Source organism: Spongiactinospora sp. TRM90649 (genome assembly GCF_029382225.1).
Taxonomy (GTDB): domain Bacteria; phylum Actinomycetota; class Actinomycetes; order Streptosporangiales; family Streptosporangiaceae; genus Spongiactinospora.
The window spans coordinates 159,898-182,546 of record NZ_JARLTC010000006.1 but is presented as its reverse complement, the minus strand read 5'-3'; the positions used below and the strand labels follow the sequence as shown (position 1 = coordinate 182,546).

The window sequence follows — 22,649 nt, the reverse complement described above, 5'->3', positions numbered from 1 at the left end:
ATCCGGCGATACCGGCGGCCGACGGGGCGAAGGCGGGTGGACCGAAGGCACGCGCGGGGGCACCAGGGCGCGTGCGTAGGCGGCGGCGCGGCTTCACGCGCGAGGAGCTGGCCCAGAGCGCCGCGCTGACCGTGGCCGTCCTGCTCGTCCTGGGGCTGCTGGCGGCCTGGAGCGTCCTGATCCCCGGCGTCGACGCCTGGGAGAACATCGTGGTCGCGATGATCGGCTCGCTCCGGCTGACCGGGCCGGTGGCCGCCGCGTTCGCCGCGTGGGTCGCCATGCGCAAGCGCCGGGCGACCGCCCGGCGGCCGCAGACGCCGTGGCGGGCGATGAAGGCGCCGCTGGCCATCATGGCCGTGGTCGCCGTGTCGTTCGCGGTCACCGCGCTGCTGTTCGCGGTCCGGACGGTGCTGACCGAGCAGGCGGGCAAACTGCCGCCGAGCGCGCTGGCGATGGGCATGGCGGGGCTGGCGCTGTACGTGTCGATCGGCTGGGTCGCCGGCTGGGCGCTGCCCTACGCGATCACGCCCGCGCTGGCCGGGGTGAGCTGCTACGCGCTGTTCACCTGGCTGGTGGAGGGCTCGACCTGGGCCGAACGGCTGGCGCCCGCGACGCGGGAGCCGTACGACGTGTTCCAGGGCCTGAGCGGGGCGGCGTTCACCGACCAGACGCTGTGGCTCGTCGGGGCGAGCACGGCGCTGATGCTGGGCTGGGCGGCCACGGTCACCCGGCAGGGGCTGCTGCTCGGGGCGTCGCTGTGCGCGGTGCTCGCGGCGGGGGCGGGGCTGGTCAGGCTGGCGGGCGCGCCCGCGGCCGGAGCCGCCGCGCAGCCGGTCGCCTACAGCTGCCAGGAGTGGCCGATCACGATCTGCGTGCATCCGGGGATGCGCAACGGGCTGACCGACCTGGGGGCGGCGTTCACCAAGATCGCCTCCCGGCTGACCGGCACGCCCGCCGAGTTCACCCGTGTGGAGCAGCGGCCCCGCCGTCCCGACGGCGGCCTGAGCCCCGGCGTCGTCCCGGTGCACGTCGACGACCTGGAGACCGGGTTCGCCGACCGGGCGGCGGAGGAGTTCCTGGACAGCCTGGCCGGGCACTGCGCCAACGGCGTGCCGCGCGGCTACCGGGAGATCGTGATGGCCTGGCTGCGCGGCGAGCCGCTGCCCGGCGGCCCGCTGCCCGAGCACCAGTACGCCGCCGCGTGGTTCTCCGGGCTCACCGAGGCGCAGCGCCGCGAGTGGCTGCGGATGTTCTACGCGGACTTCACCGCGTGCTCGCTGCGGGCCGAGCACTTCGGCGGCGGGCCGCACGCGGTGCGGGCCGAGGGGCCCGCGCGCGATCGGCCGACACCCGCCTATCCCTCTCCGGCGCAGTCGCCCCGCGCGTACCTGGACCACCCGGTCAAGAGCGCGGGGCCGCCACGGCCGTCGGCGCCGCCCGCGGCGCCCGCTCCCCCGGTGGTCAAGGCCGACGGCGAGGCCGCCAGGCCCCCGGCCACGGCCAAGCTCGCCCGTCAGGGGCCGCCCGACGACCCCGGCGACCCTCCGAAGCACCAGCCGCCCAAGCACGGTCCTGATCACGGGCAGGACCACGGGCCGGATCGAGGACCGGCTCGGGGGCCGGGAGACGTCGGGGAACGCCTCACGGACCCACCGGACGGCGACATCGGGAAACCACCCCCGACGCCCACGGAACCCGGCGATTACCGCGAGTCCCGTTGGTCACGCCAAGATCGTAACTATCCGGAGGAGGTCGGGCGGGCAACGTGAGAAGCCCGGCTCCGGGGGAAGGAGACAGCCGTGAACCAGCCCACAACTCCCCCCGGGGCGCCACCCGAGGCGCCCGAGGCACCCATACGCCCTCGCCGCAGCGGCTGGCGTTTCCTGGTAGGGCTGCTCGTCGTCGTGGCGCTGCTCGTGGTGGGCGCGCGCCTCGCCTGGTCCTGGCTCGACCCCTTCGGCGAACGCGACATCGACCGCAGCCAGCCGGTGCTGCTGACCTCGATCCAGGACCTCAGCCGCTTCCAGGCGGCGAGCGGCTCCTTCCAGGTGGTCGTGGACCTGGAGAAGGACGCCGCGTTCCTGCCCGACGCGATCAAGGGCAGTCGTACCCTCTTCGTGGGCGCCGGTTCCGTCAACGCCTACGTCGACTTCTCACGAATGGCCGAGGGCGCCCTGACCGTCTCCCCCGACCGCACGACGGTCACCGTCCGCCTGCCCCGCGCCGCCCTGGACCGGGCCACCCTGGACAACCGGCTTTCCTACGTCTACCACCAGCAACGCGGCATCCTGGACCGGGTACAGGACTTCCTGTCCTCCTCCCCACAGAACCAGCAGGAGCTGTACGTCCTGGCCGAAAAGAAGATCGACGAAGCCGCGCGGAGCAGTGATCTGAGCAAACGCGCCGAGCAGAACACCAAGGCGATGCTGGAGGGCATGCTCCGCTCTCTCGGTTTCGATCACGTCACCGTGAAATACGCCGAGCAACCTTGACGATCTAAACCGGCCCGGCGTAACTCCTATATCCGGACGACCGAATCCCGGTTGAACTCCGGGGGTGCCACCGGGCCGTCAGGTGTTACGGACCGCGGCCAGGAGGGAGTCCGCCGCGCGGTAAGGGTCGGTCTCGCCGGTGACCACCTGCGCGGCCAGGGCATCGAGCCGGTCGTCGCCGCGCAGCCCGGCGAAGCTCGCCCGCAACGCGGTCAGCGCGATCGCCTCGATCTCGTCGGCCGCCCTGGCCCTGCGGCGCCGCGCGAGCTCTCCCGAGGCCGACAGATGCTCGTAGTGCTTGGCCAGCGCCGCCACGACGTCGTCGCCGCCCTGGTCTCGGGCGGCGACCGTGGTCACGATCGGGGGCCGCCACGGCCGCTCCACCATGGCGACCATGTTGCGCAGCTCGCGGACGGTGGCCTGCACGCCGTCGCGGTCGGCCTTGTTCACCACGAAGAGGTCGGCGATCTCCAGGATGCCGGCCTTGGCCGCCTGGATGCCGTCGCCCATGCCCGGCGCGAGCAGCACGATCGTGCTGTCGGCCAGCGACGCGATGTCCACCTCCGCCTGCCCGACCCCGACCGTCTCGATCAGGATCACCTCGCACCCGGCGGCGTCGAGCACCCGCAGCGCCTGCGGCGTGGCCCAGGCCAGCCCGCCGAGGTGGCCGCGGCTGGCCATGGAGCGGATGAACACCTCGGGGTCGGTGGCGTGGTCCTGCATCCGGACCCGGTCGCCGAGCAGCGCGCCCCCGGTGAAGGGGCTGGAGGGGTCTACGGCGAGCACACCGACCCGCTTGCCCTGCTGCCGGTACGCCTTCACGAGCATCGCCGTCGACGTGGACTTGCCCACGCCGGGCGAGCCGGTCAGGCCGATGACATGGGCGGGTTCCGCCCGGCGGGCCGAGCACAGCTCGGCGGTGATCTGCCGCACCTCGGGCGCGGCGTTCTCAACGAGGGAGATCAGCCGTGCCACGGCGCGCGGCGCGCCCTCACGCGCCGCGCTCACGAGGGACGGGACGTCGACGGCCATCGGTCGCCAGCGCGCGATCAGGCGGACGGCACGCGGAGCAGGAGGGCGTCGCCCTGGCCGCCGCCGCCGCACAGCCCGGCCGCGCCGAGACCGCCGCCCCTGCGGCGCAGCTCGTGCGCGAGGGTGAGGACGATCCGGGCGCCGGAGGCGCCGATGGGGTGGCCGAGCGCGATGCCGCCGCCGTTGACGTTGACCCGGTCCATCGGCACGCCCAGCTCCTTGACGGACTGCAGGACCACGGCGGCGAACGCCTCGTTGATCTCCAGCAGGTCGAGGTCGGCGACGTCGAGGCCGGCCTTGCCGAGCGCGTGCTTGATCGCGTTGGCGGGCTGGGACTGCAGCGAGTTGTCCGGGCCCGCGACGTTGCCGTGCGCGCCGATCTCGGCGAGCCAGGTCAGGCCCTCGCGCTCGGCGCGCTCGCGGGACATCACCACGACGGCGCACGCGCCGTCGGAGATCTGCGAGGCGGACCCGGCGGTGATGGTGCCGTCGGGGCTGAACGCGGGGCGGAGCCTGGCCAGCGTCTCGGGAGTGGTGTCGGCGCGGACCCCCTCGTCCACCGAGACGAGCACCGGGTCGCCCTTGCGCTGCGGGATCGGCACGGGGACGATCTCGTCGTCGAGCACGCCGTTCTTGATCGCGGCGGCGGCGAGCTGGTGGGAGCGGGCGGAGAAGGCGTCCTGTTCCTCACGGGTGAGACCGAGGCGGGCGTTGTGCCGCTCGGTGGACTCGCCCATCGGGATGTGGTCGAAGACGTCGGTCAGGCCGTCGAAGGCCATCGAGTCGACCACCTCGGAGCCGCCGTACTTGACGCCCTTGCGCAGGCCGGGCAGCAGGTGGGGAGCGTTGGTCATGGACTCCATGCCGCCCGCCACCACGACCTCGAACTCGCCCGCGCGGATGAGCTGGTCGGCCAAGGCGATGGCGTCGAGGCCGGACAGGCACACCTTGTTGACGGTCAGGGACGGCACGGTCATCGGGATGCCCGCCTTGACCGCCGCCTGGCGCGAGGGGATCTGCCCCACGCCCGCCTGCAGGACCTGCCCCATGATCACGTACTGGACGTCCTCGGGGGCGACCCGGGAGCGTTCGAGCGCCGCCTTGATGGCGATGGCGCCGAGATCGACGGCGGGCAGCGAGCCGAGCGCCCCGAGGAGACGGCCGATCGGCGTTCGACCCCCAGCGACAATTACTGAACCCGACATCTCAGACCTCCTGGGCGCGGCCGGCAAGCGGTTCTGCCACCATACCCACGAGAGTACGGACGCTTGCCATGGAGGTGGGGCACATGTTCCTGCGGATCGATCATGTGGGGATCGCCTGTCACGATCTCGAAGAGAAGATCGAGTTCTACGAGTCCACGTTCGGCCTCACCGTGGTGAGCCGGGAGGTCAACGAGGAGCAGGGCGTCCGCGAGGCGATGCTGCACGTCGCCGACGGCCCGGGCGGCACGTCGTACGTGCAGCTCATCGAGCCGCTGAGCCCCGAGACCGCGGTGGGCAAGTTCCTGGCCAAGCGCGGCGAGGGCGTGCACCACATCGGGTACGGCGTGGCGGATGTCACCAAGGCCCTGGAGGAGATCGGCGGAAAGGGGATCCGCCTGGTGGACGAGCGCCCCCGGCACGGCTCCATGGGTGCGTCGATCGCGTTTCTGCATCCCAAGGACGTCGGCGGGGTCCTGACAGAGCTTGTCGAGTCACCGCAACCGAAACTCTAACCCGATTTCCTAACGCAAGAAAGGCTCATACGTAACAAGTCGCGCAGAAAGTCTGAGGGGGCCTCCAACACGGCAGTGGCAGAGTACGCTGGCGTACCACCGGACGTGGATTCCGCTGTCACCGCGCCAGCGCGGTGCGTCGGCGTGGCCTCCCGCCTCGGATGCCCCGACTCGCCCGTCCGGCCCGTGTAGCCGTCTCGACAACCCAGGATCGAGCCTCCATGCAGTCCGACATCGACGCCCAGCTCAACAATTTTTTTGAAGACGCCCCCGCGCGGGAATTCGACGTGGTGCTCCGCGGCTATGACCGTCACCAGGTCCACGACCATCTGAAGTCGATCGATACCGAGTTGCGGCAATCCCGGGAGCAGGTCGCCGGCCTGCAGCGTGAGTTGTCCGACTCCAAGCGGCAGCTCCAGGAACAGGAGCGGCCCACCTACTCCGGGCTCGGCGCCCGCATCGAGCAGCTGCTCCGCCTGGCCGAGGAACAGGCCACGGAGCTGGTGCAGGCGGCGAGATCCGAGGCCAACGAGATCAAGGCGGCGGCGAAGGTCGAGGCGGCCGAACTCCGCGCCGCGGCCGAGAACGAGGCCGCCGACAAGCGGGCCGTCGCGACGCGCGAGGCCGACGAGACGCGTACCACCGCTGAGCGCGAGGCCGAGGAGATCCGCTCGACCGCCCGCCGCGAGTCCGACGAGCTGACCTCCACCACCGAACGCGAGGTCTCCAAGCTCCGCGCCACCGCCGACCACGAGGTGGCCGAGAAGCGCGCCGACGCCGAGCGCGAGATCGCCAAGCTGCGCACCACCACCGAGCGCGAGGTCGCCCAGCTCCGCGCCTCCACCAAGCGCGAGCGCGACGAGGTGCTGACCACCGCCAAGCGCCAGGCCGACGAGATGCGCGCGCAGGCTCAGCGCGTGCTCGAGGAGTCCGAGGCCAAGCGCGCCCAGGACGAGGCCGAGTTCGAGATCCAGCTCGCCGCCCGCCGCGAGGAGGCCGAGCGCCAGGAGGCCGAGCGCCACGCCACCGCGCAGGCCGCGACCCAGAAGCTGGTCGCCGAGGCCGAGCAGCGCGCCGCCACCGCGGAGCAGCGGGCGGCCAAGGCCACCCAGCAGGCCGACCAGACCCGCCGCGAGGCCGACACCCACGCCAAGCAGCTCCTCGCCAACGCCAAGAAGAACGCCGAGCAGGTCGCGGCCGACGCCAAGTCCAGCGCCGAGTCGATCGTCAGCGACGCCAAGGCGGAGGCCGAGCGCTCCCGCACCGTGGCGCAGCGCCAGGTCGACGAGCTGACCCGGCAGCGCGACAGCATCACCAGCCACCTCGCCCAGCTCCGCCAGCTCCTCGGCGGCGCGCCGCTGCCCGGCATGGACCCGGCTCCCGAGCCCGCCATTCCGGCCCCGGCGCCCAAGCCCGCGCTGGCGCCGTCCAACGGCACCGACAAGCCTTCGACGCCGACCCCGGCGCCGGCCTCCGCCTCCGGCAAGGGCTCGTCCTCCGGCGACGAGTCGGAGTGGTGGCAGGAGTAGCCGCCGCCCCGGAGCGCGGGGACTGAACATCGGGGCGTACGACGGCTATCGGGGAGGGCCTGGCGACCTGCGGTCGCTAGGCTCTCCCTTTGGCTTTCCGCACCCCCTGGAGGATCTGTGAGCACCGGCCCGGCCACCGCCGGAAAGTCCCCCGACACTTCCGTGCCCGCCTCACCCGAGGCGGGCACGGCCGCCGAGGAGCCGGCGGACGCGCCCACCGACGAGTCCACTGAGAAATCCACCGACGAGATCACCGACGAGGCCGCCGGCCAGACGTACGGCCTGCCGGGCAAGGCGCTGGCCAAAAGCCCCTTCATGTTCGGCCTCACCGCCGCGCTCGGCGTGCTGACCGCCATCGGGCTGGCCGACGCCATGGTCAGCTCGCGCAGCGTGATCGTGCTGGTGCTGGTCGCGCTGTTCCTGGCCGTCGGGCTCAACCCCTTGGTGGAGGCGCTGGTCCGGCGGGGGCTGCACCGCCGCTGGGCGATCTCCATCGTCTTCCTCGGCGTGATCGCGTTCTTCGCGCTGTTCGCGCTGGCCATCGTGCCGCCGGTCACCCAGGAGATCTCCGACTTCGTCCGCGCGGTGCCCGGCTACGTCACCGAGCTGATGGGCAACCCCACCATCCGGCAGCTCGACGCCGAGTACGGGCTGCTGAAGCAGATCAGCGCCTACCTCACCAGCCCCGCGCTGCCGAGCACGATCGCCGGGGGCATCGTGGGCGCGGGCGCGGTCGTGTTCAGCGCGTTCTTCTCCGGCGTCTCGCTGCTGGTGCTCACGCTGTACTTCCTCGGCTCGCTGGCCTCCATCAAGGAGTACCTGCTGCGCCTGGTCCCGGCCACGCGCCGGGCGCGCACCCGCGCGATGAGCGACGAGGTCCTGGACGGCATCGGCGGCTACGTCGCGGGCAACGTGGTGATCTCGGTGATCGCGGGCGTGGTGTCCTACGCGTTCCTGGCCATCGCCGGAGTCAGATACGCCCTGGCGCTGGCCCTCGTGGTGGCCGTGACCGACCTGATCCCGCTGGTCGGCGCGACGATCGGGGCGGTGCTGGTGTCGGCCGTGGCGCTGCTGCAGTCGGTGCCGCTCGGCATCGCGTGCGCGGTGTTCTTCCTGGTCTACCAGCAGATAGAGAACTATGTGATATACCCCCGGGTGATGAAACGCTCGGTGGACGTGGCGCCCGCGGTCACCGTCATCGCCGCGCTCTTCGGCGGCACGCTGCTCGGCATCGTCGGGGCGCTCATCGCCATCCCGGTGGCCGCGGCGATCGCCCTGATCATCCGGGAGGTCGTGGTCCCCCGCCAGGCGCGCGTCTGAGACGGCCACCGGCGGGGTGAGCATGGAATGAGCAGGATGGTCAGCCGCTCGTCGGGACCACCTCCGCCACGAACGACGCCACCGCGCGGTTGAAGGCCTCCGGCTGCTCGACCGCGCACAGGTGCCCGGCCGCCCCGATCACCACCAGGCGCGCGTCCGGCACGGCGTCCACCATGGCCTCGGCGTCGGGCGCCAGGACGTCCTCCTCGCCCACGATCACGAGCGCGGGGACCTTCAGGTCGCGCAGCGTGTCGAAGGAGTCGGGACGGCCCGCCATGGCCCGCGAGGCCCACGCCACCGCGCCCGGAGGCGCCGCCTGGACCAGGCCGCGGACCCTGCCGAAGACCATGCCGCGCCGCTGCTTGGTGGTCGTGCCGACCAGCCCGGGAAGCACCTCGTCGAGCAGGATTCCGCTGCCCTGCTCGGTGACGGTCGAAGCGATCCGTTCACGGTTGTCCCGAATCGGCTCGGTGTCGGCCGTGGCCTTGGTGCCCGCCAGGATGACGCCCAGCAACCGGTCGGGATGACGGCGGCAGAAGGCCATGGCGACGTAGCCGCCCATGGACAGCCCACCGATCACGGCGCGCTCGATGCCCTCGGCGTCGAGCAGGTCGGCGATGTCGTCGGCCATCGCGTCGATGGAGGGGGGCTCGTCGTGGAGCACCGAGCCGCCGAACCCGCGCATGTCTGGAGTGATCACCCGGCAGCGGGCGGACAGACCTTCCCGCTGGGCGAGCCACATGGCGGAGGACAGCGGGAACGCGTGGAGGAGGAGGACCGGCACTCCGCTGCCGGCTGATCGCGAGTACAGGTGCACGGTGAACAACCTAACCCGGTCACGGCCCCCTGCCACCCCTACCGTGGTTACCGGTCATACCCAGACGGTCATCCTGCCGACCGAATATCCCCCCGGCGCGGGCCGCGTTCACGCGGTGGACTGCCCGCCGTCCACGAAGAGCACCTGGCCGGTCATGTAGGCGGCGGCGGGCGAGGCGAGGAACACGGCCGGGTGGGCCATCTCCTCCGGGGTGCCCCAGCGGCCCATCGGCACGCCGAAGAGCGTGGACCGGCTGGCGTTCTCGTCCTCCCACAGGTTGCGGTTGAGGTCGGTGCGCGTCCAGCCGGGGCACAGCGCGTTGACCCGGACGCCGGAGGCGGCCCATTCCAGGGCCAGGCTCTTGGTCAGGCCGACCAGGGCGGCCTTGGCCGCGGCGTAGGGGGCGAGGAACGGCGCGCCGAGCGCGGCCACGGAGGCCACGTTGATCACCGAGCCGGACCCCCGCTCCAGCAGGTGGGCGGCGACCGCGTGACAGACGGCCATGGCGGTGTCGAGGTTGAGCCGGATCAGCTTGTCCCAGCCGGACAGCCGGAGGTCGGCGAACGGCACCATGAAGTTGGAGCCGCCCGCGTTGTTGACCACGATGTCGAGCGCGCCCAGGCCGTCGATGGACCGGCGCACGGCGTCGGCGGCGGCGTCGCGGTCGGTGAGGTCGCACTCCACGACGACGACCCGCCGTCCGTGCGCGGTGACCTGTCCTGCGACCTCGGCCAGCCCCTGCGGCGAGCGGGCGACCAGGGCGAGGTCGGCGCCCGCCTCGGCGTAGGCCAGGGCGATGGCCCTGCCGATGCCGCGCGACGCGCCGGTGACGAGCGCCGTGGCGCCGGAAAGATCGAATGCCCGCACGCGGCGCCCTCCCAGACCTGGAACCAGAATATGATTCTAGGGGATCTGGGTGGGAAGGGGATATGCCTCCGGGGCGACCTGCCGCACGATCTCGTTGAGCACGACCCGCACGGCGGGCTCCCCCACCCACAGGTGCTTGGCGCCGTCGACGCCGATCACCCGCGCCTGGGGCGCGAGCGCGAACCGCTTGGCGGCCTCCTCGGGGCGCAGGTAGTCGTCGAACTCCGGCACCAGGGCCAGCAGCGGGCGGCCGAACTCGCCCCAGGCCACCAGATCGGCGTCGCCCGCCCTGCGCAGCGGCGGCGAGAGCAGGATCGCGCCCTCCACCAGCGGGTCTCTGCCCCAGCGCAGCGCCAGCTCGGTGCCGAAGGACCAGCCGACCAGCCATGGGTGGGGCAGGTCGTGGAACTCGGCGTACTCCAGCGCGGCGGCGACGTCGAACCGCTCGCCGTCGCCGTCGTCGAACTCGCCCTGCGAGGTGCCGCGCTCGGAGGTGGTGCCCCGGGTGTTGAACCGCAGCACCGCCAGGCCCGCCAGGGCGGGCAGCCGATAGGAGGCCTTGCGGTGGACGTGGCTGTCCATCATGCCGCCGTGCGTGGGCAGCGGGTGGAGGCAGATCAGCGTCGCCGACGGCGGGCGGTCCTCGGGCAGCGCCAGCTCACCGACGAGCGTCAGCCCGTCGGAGGTGTGCAGCTCGATGGGCTCCCTGCGGGCGGGCAGCACGGTGGACGCCCGGATCTCCATCGACACGTGACTCCTTCAATAGCGGTTCCTGCCGTGCCCGCGGTCCAGGCGCTTGCGCCAGCACGGCGTGTGCCAGTGCCGCCGCTCCTCTTCGCCGCCCGGCCAGTTGGGCCAGCTCACGATGTGCGGCATGCCCGGGCCGACCTCCTGGTCGCACCCCGGGCAGCGGTAGGGACGCCCCGCCGCGTCACCGCGCAGCGAGCGCACCTTCCACTCGCCGTCGGGCCAGTCCTCGACGCGGTCCATGCCCGGCGGGAAGCCCGTGATCGGGCCGGACGCCGCGCCGTGTGCGGGCGCGCCGCGCCGTCCCCTTTCATGGGGATCCTTTCTGCGGGCACGTCGGGGGCTCACAACGGTAGGGTAATCGGTCATGCGGCTGGTCATCGCGCGGTGCAGCGTCGATTACGTCGGGCGGCTCACCGCCCATCTCCCGATGGCGCCCAGGCTCCTGCTGTTCAAAGCGGACGGCTCGGTCTCGGTGCACGCCGACGACCGCGCCTACAAACCGCTCAATTGGATGAACCCGCCCTGCAAGGTCCGCGAAGACGGCCCTACCTGGACGGTCACCCACGGCAAGACCGGCGAGAAGCTCATCCTCACCATCGAAGAGGTCATCCACGACTCCAGCCACGAGCTGGGCGTCGATCCCGGCCTGCAGAAAGACGGCGTCGAGGCCCATCTGCAGGAGTTGCTGGCCGAGCACATCGGCACCCTCGGCGACGGCTGGTCCCTGGTCCGCAGGGAGTACCCGACGGCGATCGGCCCGGTCGACATCCTGTGCCGTGATCACACCGGGGCCACCGTCGCGGTCGAGATCAAACGCCGGGGCGAGATCGACGGCGTCGAGCAGCTCACCCGCTACCTGGAGCTGCTCAACCGCGATCCGCTGCTGGCCCCGGTGCGCGGCATCTTCGCCGCGCAGGAGATCCGGCCGCAGGCCAGGGTGCTGGCCACCGACCGCGGGATCGGCTGCGTCACCCTCGACTACGACTCACTGCGGGGCATCGCCCCGGAGAACCCGACCCTGTTCTGACCCGCCGCCCTACCCGGGCGGCGGGTCCGGCCGCCCCCCGGCGTACCGGTCCTCCGGGGCGCGCCCTCAGACCGCTTCCAGCATCCTGCGGATCTCGCCCAGCAGGTCGGTGGCGTAGCGCTTGTCGCGGAACATGTCACCGGCGTGCGCGGCCCCGGGGAAGCGCACCAGCGTGCCCTTGCCCTCGGAGGTGGACTTGTGCAGCCGGTCGGCGACCTGCGCCGCCGCGAAGTCGTCCTCGGCGACCAGATAGAGCACCGGCACCCGCAGCTTTCCGACGACGTCGGTCAGCTCGTCGAGCCCGCCGGACAGGCTGATCACGCCCGCCGCCTCGGAGTCGGGATCGGCGGCGGCGGAGATGGCCACCGAGCCGCCGAGCGAGCCTCCGGCGTAGACGAGCTTGGTCACCCCCTCCTCGCGCAGCCGCGCCCCGACGGCGAGCATCTCCCTCTTGCCACGTTCCAAGGAGCCCGCCACCCCGAGCTGGATCGGGATGAATCCGTACTGGAAGACGGCGACCCGGTACCCCTCCGCTACCAGGTCGGCCGCCATCGGGCTCCAGTCGCAGTTGCTGCCGTTGATGGTGTTGGCGATCACCACCCCGCGGGCGCCCGTGTCACCGGCGAGGCCGATCTCCAGGTCGCGCTCCGGGCCCTTGATCACTTCCTTCCGCAGTGCCACGGCCGGGCCCGAGGCGCAGTCCCGCAGCGGCTGGTCCACGGCCGGAGGACCGACGCTGGCGATGGTGGTGGCGGGCGCGGACGACGACTCCTCCCGCCCTGCGGTCCCGCATCCGGCCGCGGTTCCGCATAACAAGACGACGGCCATCAAGATCGTTTCAGTACGACGCATGACGAAAGTTTCGGGGCCGCGCGCCCGCGTGCCACAAAGTTGCCTCATCTGAAATGGAAACGTGTTGTGCCCGTCTTCTAAGGTCTATGGTGACGATATGACGGCTACCACCGGCGACCGCACCTTCGACTCGCTCGATCCCGCCACCGGAGAGCCGGTCGGCACCCACCCGGTGCACAGCGCGGACGACGTGCGCGCGGCGGTGGAACGGGCCACGGAGGCGGCCGAGTGGTGGTCCGCGCTGGGCTACGCGGCGCGCAAACGGCGGCTGCTCGACTTCAAGGCCGTCCTCACCCAGAACCTCGACCGGCTGGCCACACTGGTCACGGCCGAGACCGGCAAGCCGAAGGGCGACGCCGTCCTGGAGATCGTGCTGGCGATCACCCACACCGACTGGGCCGCGCGGCACGCGGCCAGGGTGCTGGGGCCGCACCGGGTCTTCCCCGGCCTGCTCGGCGTCAACCTGGCCGCCACGCTGGAGTACCGGTCGCTGGGCGTGGTCGGCGTGATCGGCCCGTGGAACTACCCGGTGTTCACGCCGGTGGGCTCGATCGTCTACGCGCTGGCGGCGGGCAACGCGGTGGTCTTCAAGCCCAGCGAGTTCACCCCGGGCGTGGGCGTGCTGCTGGCCGAGCTGTTCGCCGAGGCGGTGCCGGGCAGGCCCGTGTTCCAGACGGTCACCGGGCTCGGCGAGACGGGCGCGGCGCTGGCGGGCGACCCCGGTGTGCGCAAGATCGCCTTCACCGGGTCCACCGCGACGGCCAAGCGGGTGATGGCCGCCTGCGCCGCCAACCTCACCCCGATCGTGGCCGAGTGCGGCGGCAAGGACGCGCTGATCGTGGACGCCGACGCCGACCTGCGGGCCGCGGCCGACGCGGCGGTATGGGGGGCGATGTCCAACGCCGGGCAGACCTGCGTGGGGGTCGAGCGGGTCTACGTCGTCGACGCCGTCTACGACGACTTCATGCGGGAGCTGACCCGGGTGGCCTCCGGCGTGCGGGCCGGCGAGCACTACGGCCCGATCACGATGCCCGCCCAGATCGACGTGATCCAGCGGCACATCGGGGAGGCCGTGGCCTCGGGGCGGCCGGTGGTCGGCGGCGCGGACGCGGTGCGCGCCCCTTACGTCGACCCGGTGGTGGTGACCGACGTCCCGGCCGACAATCCGGCGATGCGCGAGGAGACCTTCGGACCGACCATAACGGTGAGCCGGGTCGCCGACGCGGAGGAGGCGCTCACCCAGGCCAACGCCTCGGTCTACGGCCTGGGCGGCACGGTGTTCTCCCGCGGCACGCGCCGGGCGATGGATCTCGCGCGCCGGATGCGCAGCGGGATGACGGCCGTCAACTCGGTCATCTCGTTCGCCGCGGTGCCCGCTCTGCCCTTCGGCGGGGTCGGGGCTTCGGGCTTCGGCCGTATCCACGGAGCCGACGGTCTACGCGAATTCGCGCGCCCCAAGGCGATCTCCCGGCAGCGTTTCCCACTACCGGGAATGAATCTCACCTCGTTCGGGAGAGGTCAGGCGGAACTTGACCGTCTGGTCAGGCTGGTGACCATCCTGCATGGGCGGCGAAAGCACTAATGTCCTGACTCTTCCCGAAAAAGGATCTTGCGTCCATAATGGTGGGCTCTGGGGGTCCGCGATCACGCTGGACGCGAGGTGAATAGTGACGGGTAGGGCGTACCGTGGACTGTCGGCGGAACAACGCCTGGCCGACAGACGGGAACGGCTCATGATGGCGGCGTACACGCTGTTCGCCAACCCAGGGTTTCCCGCAACCACGATCGAGCGGCTCTGCACCATGGCCAGGGTCTCCAACCGGGCCTTCTACGAATGTTTCTCAGGCAGGGAGGCGCTGATGCAGGCGGTCTACGACCGCTGCGTGGACGAGACGTTACAGGCCGTGGCCAAGGCCATGGCAGGAGCACCGAACAGCCTCGACGCACGGATCGAGCACGGCGTCGCCGAGTACGTGGCGTTCGTGACCAGGGATCCGCGCCGGGCCCACATCATGCACGTCGAGGTGCGCCGCGCCGGAGACTGCCTGATCACCGCACGCCAGCGGGCCGTGGGCGGCTTCTCAAGGGTGATGGAGGAGGCCGCGGCGGCCTACCCCACGCGAACCCCGCCCAACACACACCTGCTCGTCCTGGCGCTGATCGGGGCCTTGCAGGAGCTGCTCATCGAGTGGGTGCTCGCCGAGGACCCGCCGTCCGCGGACGACCTCGTGGCCACCGCCGTGCACATCTTCCGGCGATCGTTCAACGCCGGGGAGGCCACGGACGAACGGTAGCCGAGCCAGTGCGAGTCAGGTGAGAGACGTGCAGGTCAGGCCGCCGCGGGAGAGCGTAACTCCACACGCAGGACCCGGTTGAGGCGGGTCACCGTCAGCACCCGCATGACCCGGGGCGGCACCGCGCGCAACACCAGGTGACGGCCGGCGCCGAGCGCTCGCCGGTGCGTTCCCACCAGCACGCCGAGGCCGGTCGCGTCGATCATCTCCAACCCGGTGAGGTCGACGACCAGGTCGCCCTCACCGGAGTCCACCGCCCGATGCAACCGGTGGCGGACCCGTGCGACGGTTCCGGCGTCGAGCCGCTGGCCCACGCGCACTACCTGACCCCCGGACCTTTCCCGGACGCGCATGCCTCCTCCTCAGCCGATGGGTATGACTAACCCTGCCCGGCATTGCGCGGTGCATGCCTATTTCATGCCGTTCACTTGCCGAATCGCGCAGCCGTTGTCAGGGCGCGTGGTAAAAACACCGGTCAGGACCGTTGATCAGAGCCAGCCCATTTCCTGGGCGGCTCTGATCGCGGTGATCCGATTCGTCGCGCCGAGTTTGCCGATCGCACTCGACAGGTAGTTGCGCACGGTTCCCTCGCTCAAATTGAGCGTCGCGGCGATCTCGCCCACCGATGCCCCGCGCGAGGCGAGCACGAGCGCGTCGCGCTCCCGCTCGGTCAGCGGGCTCTCCCCCGCCATCATCGCCGAGGCGGCCAGTTCCGGATCGAGGTAACGCCCGCCCGCGTGCACCTTGCGGATCGCCGCCGCCAGTTCGTCGGCCGAGGAGTCCTTGGGCACGAAGCCGCGCACCCCCGCCGCCAGCGCCCGGCGCAGGTATCCGGGCCGCCCGAAACTGGTCAGGATCAGCACGGCCTGCCCGGGCAGCTCCTCCGCCACCGTCAGCCCGTCCTTGCCGGGCATCTCGATGTCGAGCACCACGACGTCCGGCTCATGCTCGGCCACCGCCGCCGCCACCAGGTCGCCCCTGGCCACGTCGGCCACCACCTCGATGTCGGCCTCCAGGCCGAGGAGCGTGGCGATGGCCCGCCGGATCAGGTGCTCGTCGTCGGCGAGCAGCACCTTGATCATGTCTGTCCCCTCACCGGCACCGTGGCCGACAGCGCGTACTCGCCCGGCCCGCCGGGGCCGGCCGTCAGCGTTCCTCCCTGCGCGACGACCCGTTCTGCCAGGCCCGCGAGGCCGCTGCCGTCGGACCGCCCGGCCTCGCCGTCCGGCGTGACCCCGTTGTTGACCATCCGCAGCCGGGCGGCGCCGCCGTCCGTCTCCACCTCGATCCGGCACCGGCGGGCCGAGCTGTGCCGCAGGACGTTGGTGGTGCCCTCCCGGACGATCCAGGCCAGCAGCGTGCTCACCGTGCCGGGCAGCGCGGAGACCTCCGCGCCAGAGGAGATCTCACAGCGGATCCCGGCCGCGGTGAGGACGGCCCGGACGCTGTTCAGCTCCGCGTTCAGATCGACCGTGCGGTAGCCGCGCACGGCCGTGCGGATCTCGTGCAGGGACTCCTTGGCCAGATGCCGCACCTCTGTCATCTCGGTCATCGCGCGGTCCGGGTCGCTCGGGGTGAGCTTGACGGCCACCTCGCTCTTCACCGCGATCGCCGACAGGCTGTGCCCGACCAGGTCGTGCAGGTCGCGCGAGAACCGCAGCCGCTCCTCGGTGACCGCCAGCCTGGCCTGCGCCTCCTTGGCCTCGATGGCGATCTTGAGAACGTTGTAGAACCACAGCTGGAACCGGTTGCCCCAGGGGAGGACGATGCACAGCAGGCCGAGGAACGACACGGCCCCGGTCCAGCCGTACTCGTGATGCGTCAGGGGCGCGGCGACCACCGTGGCGAGGGCCGCGAGGAGCACCGCCTGCGCGGTGGTCACGGTGAGCACGGCGGCGCTCACCCACACCGGGACCATGATCCCCCAGTTCATCGGCGTCGGGACCTGGATCACGAGCATGGCCAGGGTGATCGCCCCGGAGATCCCGATCTCCCAGTACGCCGTCCTGCCCGCCATGGCCGCGATGATCGTCCGCGCGTAGAGCACGCTGAACGTGATCATGCCCACGATCCCGGTCGTCAGCCGGAACGGTGACATGGCCCCTTCGGGAAGCTCCGCGAGCGTGCCGAGGATGGTGCCGAACCAGGCGAGGAGCGGGGCCACGCCGAGCGACCATTTGGTGATCCGCCGGACCCGCTCGTAGTCGGCGCGCTCTCCTGAGCTGGTATGAACGGACATCGCGCGTAACACGTTAGCCGTGCCGCGGGTCCCACCGGAACAGCCAGCGGGCCAGCAGCGCGGACACCGCGACCCAGGCCAGCGCGATCCCGATCGACGGCAGCGCCGCCACCCACTGCGCGCCCATGGCCAGCGGCTCCCCGCCGCCGCCCAGGAAGTCGCGCCCGAGGTAGGCCGTCCGCATGATCTCGACCACCGGGGTCACCGGCACGGCCTCGGCCAGATAGCCCAGCACCCCCGGCAGGTTCGTGGTCGGGGCCACGATCGGCGCCCCCACCATGATCAGCAGCAGCATCGGCAGTACGGCCACCTGCGCGGTCTCCGCGTTCGGGGTGATCCCGGCGAACGCCGCCGCCAGCAGGCCCATCACGGCCACCCCCAGCACCGCGCCGACCAGCATCAGCGGCACGTTGGCGGGCGGCGGGCCGTCCTCCCAGCGGACGATCCACAGCACCGCGAGCCCCACCTGCAGCAGATAGACGGCCAGCGCCCCCAGCACCGCCCCGCCCAGGATCGCCGCCGCCGACGGCTGCGAGCCGCGCAGCCGCTTCAGCACCAGTTCCTCGCGCCTGGCGGTGAAGGTGTTCACCAGATTGACGAAGACCGCGAAGCCCACCATCATCCCGGGCAGGCCGGTCAGCACGTAGAGCGGGCCGGACACCCCCTCGATCGTCTGACCGCCGACCAGGTTGCTGAACAGCCACCCCATCAGCAACGGCAGCAACAGCACGTTCACCAGTGCGGTCTGGTTGCGTCCCAGCAGCTTCAGATCGACGCGTGCCAGCCGTACGGCGTGCAGGACGTCCGTTCTCATCCTCGCCCCTCCCCCACGACGCGCAGGAAGACGTCCTCAAGCGTCCCCCGGCGTACTTCCAGGTGTTCCAAGGTCATGGCGTGCTTGTCGGCCCAGTCGAGCAGCGGGCGCATGGCCGCCTGCGCCCGGCCGGCGGACGGCGAGGCCGGCAGTTCGTAGCCCACGCGCGTCCCGTGCTCGGTGTGCGTGGTCGTGGCTGCGGCCCCCTCCAGGAAGGGCAGGCCCTCGGGCAGCCGCTCGCGCAGCGCCCCCGGCGACAGCGGAAGCCGGAACCTGATGTGGTCGCCCGCGAGGCCCACCACGTCGTCCACCGTGCCCGTGGCGCTGATCAGGCCCTCGTGCATGATGGCCAGGTGATCGGCGAGGCGCTCGGCCTCCTCCAGGTAGTGCGTGGTCAGCAGCACCGTGGTGCCCGAGTCCTTCAGGTCGTGGATGACCCGCCAGGTGTCGCGCCGGGCCTCGGGGTCCATGCCGGTGGTCGGCTCGTCGAGGAACAGCACATCCGGCCTGGCCAGGACGGCCAGCGCCAGGTCCAGCCGCCGCCGCTGCCCGCCGGAGAGCTGCCGCACCCTGGTGCGCGCCTTGGCGGTCAGCCCGACCAGCTCCAGCGCGCCGTCGATGGACGAGCGTCCGGCATCGGACGCCATCCCGCGCCACACCCCGATCGTCTCGGCCACCGTGAGATCGCCGAGGAAGCCGCCCTCCTGGAGCATCACGCCGATCCTCGGGCGCAACTCCCGCCGCTCCCGGTGCGGATCGAAGCCGAGCACCCGGACATCGCCCTCACGGGCGCGGGTGAACCCCTCCAGGCACTCCATGGTTGTGGTCTTGCCGGCGCCGTTGGTGCCCAGCAGGGCGAACAGCTCGCCTTGGCGGACGGTGAACGAGATGCCGCGCACCGCCTCGAAGTCGCCGTACGACTGCCGCAGGCCGTCCACCTCGATCGCCGCGACGGTCCCGCTCGGTTCTGATCGCATGCCTCAAAGCATGGCTGGACAGGCGCATCCGCATGTAGTCGCCGATATCACCGGCTGGATATGGATCTCACGCCCAAAGCGAATGACTTCTGTCATCTAATGTGGGGCGCATGACGCGTGCTGACAAGGACAACCCGGTCGTGCTCTCGAAGATCTACACGCGGACCGGCGACGACGGCACCACGAGCCTCGGCGACATGAGCCGCACCTCCAAGAACGACCCGCGCCTGGCCGCCTACGCGGACGTGGAGGAGGCCAACGCGGTGCTCGGCATGGCCCTGGCGGGCGGCCTGCCCGACGACGTCGCCGAGGTGCTGGGCCGGATCCAGAACGAGCTGTTCGACTTGGGCGCCGACCTCTCCTGCCCGGTGCGCGAAAACCCCGAGTTCCCGCCGCTGCGGGTCGAGGAGTCGTACATCACCTGGCTGGAGGAGCAGTGCGATGCCTTCAACGAGCGCCTGACCCCCCTGCGCAGCTTCATCCTCCCCGGCGGCCCCAATGGCCTGGCCGCCCTCCACCTGGCCCGCACCGTCGTCCGCCGCGCCGAACGCACCGCCTGGTCCGCCATCGAAGCCCACGACGACGTCAACCCACTAACGGTGAAATACCTCAACCGCCTCAGCGACCTGCTCTTCATCCTCTGCCGCATCGCCCACAACGGCGAAGAAATCCTCTGGAAACCCGGCGCGACTAGGTGAGGTCGAGGTGGGCGCCTGGGGGGGCGGATTCGAGCCAGGCCAGGAAGCCGGTGAGGGCGTCTTCGCTCATGGCCAGGGTGATGGCGCCGCAGTCGACCGCCCAGAGTTCGCCCTCACGGCGGCGGGGGGAAACACGAAGGCCGCGCCTCGCAATCGCGTGGCGCGGCCGTAGTCGCAGGCTCAGGAAGGGGAGCCAGTGCAGCTCCCCGTCGGCGTAGCGGGCGACGCCGTTCTTCCACCCGCTTACGCCGTGCCGCAGTCGGCAGAGGACGTTGCCCCGGGATCGGGCGAGAACCACCGCCCGGAGCACCAGCAGGGCGATGAGCGCCACGATGCCACCACAGATCGCCAGTGTCGCCGACATCGCGCCTCGCCCCCCGCCCTGTACCGATGCGATCGAGTTTAGGAACTCGTCCCCTTCTCGATCAAACGTCTTCGCCCGCCGCGCGGAGCCGTGCCTTGGCCCGCTTGGCCTCGACGGCCGCCTGCATGTTCTCGGAGTCGGCCTCGACGGAGGCGAGGGCACGCTCCAGAGCGTCACGCGCCGACCGTACGTCGACCTCCGAGCCCAGCTCGGCCATCTCCGCGAGAACCGACACCTCGTTGTCGGCCACCGAGAAGAAACCGCCGTGGACGGCGGCGACGAGCTCGCCCTCGCCGTCGGAACGCTTCACCCGAAGGACGCCGCCCTCGACGAGGATGCCGAGCACGGGAGCATGATTCGGCATAATACCGATCTCGCCCTCGACCGTCTTGGCGATGACCATATCCGCCTCGCCAGACCAGATCTCGCGCTCCGGCGAGACCACCCCTACTCGCAGCTTCGCCACTTTTCGGTCCTTTCCTATCGGGTGCCGGCACGGCGTGCCGTACCGGCACCACGAGCGACGACTAGCGGGCGAGCTCCTTGGCCTTGGCCACCGCCTGCTCGATGCCGCCGACCATGAAGAAGGCCTGCTCGGGCAGGTGGTCGTACTCGCCGGCGCACAGGCCCTTGAAGGACGCGATGGTCTCGTCCAGCGGAACGGTCTCGCCCGGCTGGCCGGTGAACGCCTCGGCGGCGTACATCGGGTGCGACAGGAAGCGCTCGATGCGGCGCGCCCGCTGCACGGTGACCTTGTCCTCTTCGGACAGTTCGTCGATGCCCAGGATGGCGATGATGTCCTGCAGTTCCTTGTACTTCTGCAGGATTCGCTTGGTCTCCTGGGCCACCGCGTAGTGCTCCTCGCCCACGATCTGCGGGTCGAGGATCCGGGAGGAGGAGTCCAGCGGGTCCACCGCCGGGTAGATGCCCTTCTCCGAGATCGGCCGGGAGAGCACCGTCTGCGCGTCGAGGTGCGCGAACGCGTTGTGCGGCGCCGGGTCGGTGATGTCGTCGGCGGGCACGTAGATCGCCTGCATGGAGGTGATCGAGTGACCCCGGGTCGAGGTGATGCGCTCCTGCAGAACGCCCATCTCGTCGGCCAGCGTGGGCTGGTAGCCCACCGCCGACGGCATGCGGCCGAGCAGCGTGGAGACCTCGGAACCGGCCTGGGTGAACCGGAAGATGTTGTCGATGAACAGCAGCACGTCCTGCTTCTGCACGTCGCGGAAGTACTCCGCCATCGTCAGGGCGGACAGCGCGACGCGCAGGCGGGTGCCCGGCGGCTCGTCCATCTGGCCGAAGACCAGGGCCGTGTCCTTGAGGACGTCGGCCTCGGCCATTTCCGTCCAGAGGTCGTTGCCCTCACGGGTGCGCTCGCCCACGCCGGCGAAGCACGAGGTGCCGCCGAAGTTACGGGCGACGCGGCGGATCATCTCCTGGATCAGCACGGTCTTGCCCACGCCCGCGCCGCCGAACAGGCCGATCTTGCCACCCTGGACGTACGGGGTGAGCAGGTCGATGACCTTGATGCCGGTGACCAGCACCTCGGTGCGGGACTCAAGCTGGTCGAACGGAGGGGACGGACGGTGGATGCCCCAGCGCTCCTCGACCTTCACCGAGGAGGTGGGCACGTCGAGCGCCTCGCCGAGGGCGTTCCACACGTGGCCCTTGACCGCGTCGCCGACCGGCACCGAGATCGGGCCGCCGGTGTCGGACACCGCGGAGCCGCGTACGACGCCGTCGGTGGGCTGCATGGAGATGGCCCTGACCAGGTTGTCACCCAGGTGCTGGGCGACCTCCAGGGTCAGCGTCTTGGTCTCCCCTGCCAGGGCGACCTCGACCTTCAGCGCGTTGTAGATCTCGGGCATCGCCTCGGCGGGGAACTCCACGTCGACGACGGGACCCGTGACCCGCGCGACGCGACCCACGCCGGTCTCAACAGTCTGTGCAGTCATTTCACTCTTTCCCCGCTGCGGCGTCGGCCAGCGCGTTCGCGCCACCGACGATCTCGCTGATTTCCTGGGTGATCTCCGCCTGACGTGCCTGGTTCATCTGCCGGGTGAAAACCCCGATCAGCTCGTTGGCGTTGTCGGTCGCCGACTTCATCGCGCGCCGCCGGGAGGCCTCCTCGGAGGCCGCCGACTGCAGCAGCGCGGTGAAGATACGCGACTCCACGTAGCGCGGCAGGAGCGAGTCGAGCACGGCGCCCGCGCCGGGCTCGAACTCGAAGTACGGCAGGATGGCCGTGTCGTCGCTCGCCTCGGTCTCCACGACCTCCAGCGGCAGCACCCGCTTGACCACGACGTTCTGGGTCAGCATCGAGACGAACTCGGTGGAGACGATGTGGATCTCGTCGATCCCCTCCTCCGCCTTGAACGACTCGATCAGCGTGCCGGCGATCGTCTTGGCGTCGGCGTAGGCGGGCCTGCGGGAGAACCCCTCCCACTGCCCGGCCATGTCGCGGCTGCGGAACTTGTGCCAGCCGACGCCCTTGCTGCCCGTGACGAACGGCACGGCCTGGACGCCGCGCTCCGAAAGGAGCCCGCGCAGGGCCTCGGCCTCGCGCAGCACGTTGGCGTTGAAGCCGCCGCAGAACCCGCTGTCGCTGGTGACGATCAGTACACCGGCGCGGGCCGGGCGCTCCTTCTCCACCGTGAGCGGGTGGTCGATGCTGGAGGTGTTGCTCACCACGCCGGTGACGGCGCGCGTGATCTCCCGCTCGTACGGCAGCGCCTCGGCCATCCGCTGCTGCGCCTTGGCGATGCGCGAGGATGCGATGAGCTCCTGGGCGCGAGTGATCTTCGCGGTCGACTTGACCGACCTGATCCTCCGCCGCAGCAGCCTTAGCTGAGCTCCCATG

Annotated in this window: 25 protein-coding genes; 9 read left to right on the top strand and 16 right to left on the bottom strand. The window is 71.1% G+C overall.

Features of this window, described 5'->3' with window-relative positions:
* Nucleotides 1-71 precede the first annotated feature (71 nt).
* Together P3X83_RS08150 and P3X83_RS08145 are read left to right on the top strand one after the other, a co-directional pair.
* The gene (locus P3X83_RS08150) at nt 72-1,769 is read left to right on the top strand and encodes a hypothetical protein (protein WP_277304262.1); all 1,698 of its coding nucleotides are present in this window, start codon (nt 72-74) and stop codon (nt 1,767-1,769) included.
* A 30-nt stretch (nt 1,770-1,799) separates the two neighbouring features.
* The gene (locus P3X83_RS08145) at nt 1,800-2,492 is read left to right on the top strand and encodes a DUF4230 domain-containing protein (RefSeq protein WP_277304261.1); all 693 of its coding nucleotides are present in this window, start codon (nt 1,800-1,802) and stop codon (nt 2,490-2,492) included.
* Nucleotides 2,493-2,570: 78 nt separating this feature from the next.
* On the opposite strand, the gene meaB is transcribed toward P3X83_RS08145, so the two are convergent.
* A complete protein-coding gene (gene meaB / locus P3X83_RS08140) occupies nt 2,571-3,524 on the bottom strand; it encodes a methylmalonyl Co-A mutase-associated GTPase MeaB (protein WP_277304260.1) in 954 nt (317 codons plus the stop codon).
* Between the two features lie 17 nt (nt 3,525-3,541).
* A complete protein-coding gene (locus tag P3X83_RS08135) occupies nt 3,542-4,729 on the bottom strand; it encodes an acetyl-CoA C-acetyltransferase (RefSeq protein ID WP_277304259.1) in 1,188 nt (395 codons plus the stop codon).
* Between the two features lie 83 nt (nt 4,730-4,812).
* Between P3X83_RS08135 and mce the strand changes: the two genes are divergently transcribed.
* The 3 genes from mce (at nt 4,813) to P3X83_RS08120 (ending at nt 8,090) form a co-directional block, all read left to right on the top strand.
* Nucleotides 4,813-5,241: a methylmalonyl-CoA epimerase gene (gene mce / locus P3X83_RS08130; RefSeq protein WP_277304258.1), complete on the top strand. Its 429-nt coding sequence runs from the start codon at nt 4,813-4,815 to the stop codon at nt 5,239-5,241.
* A 221-nt stretch (nt 5,242-5,462) separates the two neighbouring features.
* Complete coding sequence (locus P3X83_RS08125; protein ID WP_277304257.1) at nt 5,463-6,770, top strand: DivIVA domain-containing protein; 1,308 nt, start codon at nt 5,463-5,465, stop codon at nt 6,768-6,770.
* A 117-nt stretch (nt 6,771-6,887) separates the two neighbouring features.
* Nucleotides 6,888-8,090, top strand: coding sequence for an AI-2E family transporter (locus P3X83_RS08120; protein ID WP_277304256.1), 1,203 nt, complete (start codon nt 6,888-6,890; stop codon nt 8,088-8,090).
* Nucleotides 8,091-8,130: 40 nt separating this feature from the next.
* Here P3X83_RS08120 and P3X83_RS08115 read toward each other — a convergent pair whose 3' ends face one another.
* The 4 genes from P3X83_RS08115 to P3X83_RS08100 all read right to left on the bottom strand — a co-directional run bounded on the left by P3X83_RS08115 (nt 8,131) and on the right by P3X83_RS08100 (nt 10,869).
* Complete coding sequence (locus P3X83_RS08115; protein WP_277304255.1) at nt 8,131-8,907, bottom strand: alpha/beta fold hydrolase; 777 nt, start codon at nt 8,905-8,907, stop codon at nt 8,131-8,133.
* 108 nt (nt 8,908-9,015) lie between these two features.
* Nucleotides 9,016-9,774 carry an SDR family NAD(P)-dependent oxidoreductase gene (locus tag P3X83_RS08110; RefSeq protein WP_277304254.1) on the bottom strand — a complete coding sequence of 253 codons (759 nt, stop codon included), beginning with the start codon at nt 9,772-9,774 and terminating at the stop codon, nt 9,016-9,018.
* 36 nt (nt 9,775-9,810) lie between these two features.
* On the bottom strand, nt 9,811-10,518 hold the full coding sequence (locus P3X83_RS08105) for an alpha/beta fold hydrolase (protein ID WP_277304474.1): 708 nt from the start codon (nt 10,516-10,518) through the stop codon (nt 9,811-9,813).
* A 15-nt stretch (nt 10,519-10,533) separates the two neighbouring features.
* Nucleotides 10,534-10,869, bottom strand: coding sequence for an ATP/GTP-binding protein (locus P3X83_RS08100; RefSeq protein WP_277304253.1), 336 nt, complete (start codon nt 10,867-10,869; stop codon nt 10,534-10,536).
* A gap of 19 nt (nt 10,870-10,888) precedes the next feature.
* Here P3X83_RS08100 and nucS point away from each other — a divergent pair, with 19 nt between their 5' ends.
* A complete protein-coding gene (gene nucS / locus P3X83_RS08095; RefSeq protein WP_277304252.1) occupies nt 10,889-11,551 on the top strand; it encodes an endonuclease NucS in 663 nt (220 codons plus the stop codon).
* Between the two features lie 66 nt (nt 11,552-11,617).
* On the opposite strand, the gene P3X83_RS08090 is transcribed toward nucS, so the two are convergent.
* Nucleotides 11,618-12,403: a dienelactone hydrolase family protein gene (locus P3X83_RS08090; protein WP_277304251.1), complete on the bottom strand. Its 786-nt coding sequence runs from the start codon at nt 12,401-12,403 to the stop codon at nt 11,618-11,620.
* A gap of 97 nt (nt 12,404-12,500) precedes the next feature.
* Here P3X83_RS08090 and P3X83_RS08085 point away from each other — a divergent pair, with 97 nt between their 5' ends.
* Both P3X83_RS08085 and P3X83_RS08080 read left to right on the top strand, forming a co-directional pair.
* Nucleotides 12,501-13,985 (top strand): aldehyde dehydrogenase family protein, encoded by a 1,485-nt coding sequence (locus P3X83_RS08085; RefSeq protein WP_277304250.1) that lies wholly within the window; start codon nt 12,501-12,503, stop codon nt 13,983-13,985.
* Nucleotides 13,986-14,070: 85 nt separating this feature from the next.
* Entirely contained in the window at nt 14,071-14,697 is a 627-nt protein-coding gene (locus tag P3X83_RS08080; RefSeq protein WP_277304249.1) for a TetR/AcrR family transcriptional regulator, read from the top strand.
* 35 nt (nt 14,698-14,732) lie between these two features.
* On the opposite strand, the gene P3X83_RS08075 is transcribed toward P3X83_RS08080, so the two are convergent.
* From P3X83_RS08075 to P3X83_RS08055, 5 genes are all read right to left on the bottom strand, one after another.
* A complete protein-coding gene (locus tag P3X83_RS08075; RefSeq protein WP_277304248.1) occupies nt 14,733-15,050 on the bottom strand; it encodes an STAS domain-containing protein in 318 nt (105 codons plus the stop codon).
* Nucleotides 15,051-15,185: 135 nt separating this feature from the next.
* Nucleotides 15,186-15,779, bottom strand: a complete 594-nt coding sequence (locus P3X83_RS08070; protein WP_277304247.1) for a response regulator transcription factor — start codon at nt 15,777-15,779, stop codon at nt 15,186-15,188.
* The gene (locus P3X83_RS08065; RefSeq protein WP_277304246.1) at nt 15,776-16,936 is read right to left on the bottom strand and encodes a histidine kinase; all 1,161 of its coding nucleotides are present in this window, start codon (nt 16,934-16,936) and stop codon (nt 15,776-15,778) included. The genes P3X83_RS08070 and P3X83_RS08065 overlap by 4 nt, the downstream gene beginning before the upstream one ends.
* Nucleotides 16,937-16,949: 13 nt before the next feature.
* Entirely contained in the window at nt 16,950-17,750 is an 801-nt protein-coding gene (locus tag P3X83_RS08060; RefSeq protein WP_277304245.1) for an ABC transporter permease, read from the bottom strand.
* Entirely contained in the window at nt 17,747-18,727 is a 981-nt protein-coding gene (locus P3X83_RS08055) for an ABC transporter ATP-binding protein (protein ID WP_277304244.1), read from the bottom strand. Before P3X83_RS08055 ends, P3X83_RS08060 begins: the two co-directional genes overlap by 4 nt.
* A gap of 110 nt (nt 18,728-18,837) precedes the next feature.
* Between P3X83_RS08055 and P3X83_RS08050 the strand changes: the two genes are divergently transcribed.
* Complete coding sequence (locus P3X83_RS08050) at nt 18,838-19,425, top strand: cob(I)yrinic acid a,c-diamide adenosyltransferase (protein WP_277304243.1); 588 nt, start codon at nt 18,838-18,840, stop codon at nt 19,423-19,425.
* Here P3X83_RS08050 and P3X83_RS08045 read toward each other — a convergent pair.
* From P3X83_RS08045 to P3X83_RS08030, 4 genes are all read right to left on the bottom strand, one after another.
* Nucleotides 19,418-19,789 (bottom strand): DUF2550 domain-containing protein, encoded by a 372-nt coding sequence (locus P3X83_RS08045; protein WP_277304242.1) that lies wholly within the window; start codon nt 19,787-19,789, stop codon nt 19,418-19,420. The two genes, P3X83_RS08050 and P3X83_RS08045, sit on opposite strands and share 8 nt — an antisense overlap.
* Before the next feature lie 61 nt (nt 19,790-19,850).
* Nucleotides 19,851-20,255: a F0F1 ATP synthase subunit epsilon gene (locus P3X83_RS08040; RefSeq protein WP_277304241.1), complete on the bottom strand. Its 405-nt coding sequence runs from the start codon at nt 20,253-20,255 to the stop codon at nt 19,851-19,853.
* Between the two features lie 61 nt (nt 20,256-20,316).
* Complete coding sequence (gene atpD, locus P3X83_RS08035; protein ID WP_277304240.1) at nt 20,317-21,744, bottom strand: F0F1 ATP synthase subunit beta; 1,428 nt, start codon at nt 21,742-21,744, stop codon at nt 20,317-20,319.
* Between the two features lies 1 nt (nt 21,745).
* Nucleotides 21,746-22,648, bottom strand: coding sequence for a F0F1 ATP synthase subunit gamma (locus P3X83_RS08030; RefSeq protein WP_277304239.1), 903 nt, complete (start codon nt 22,646-22,648; stop codon nt 21,746-21,748).
* Nucleotide 22,649 lies beyond the last annotated feature (1 nt).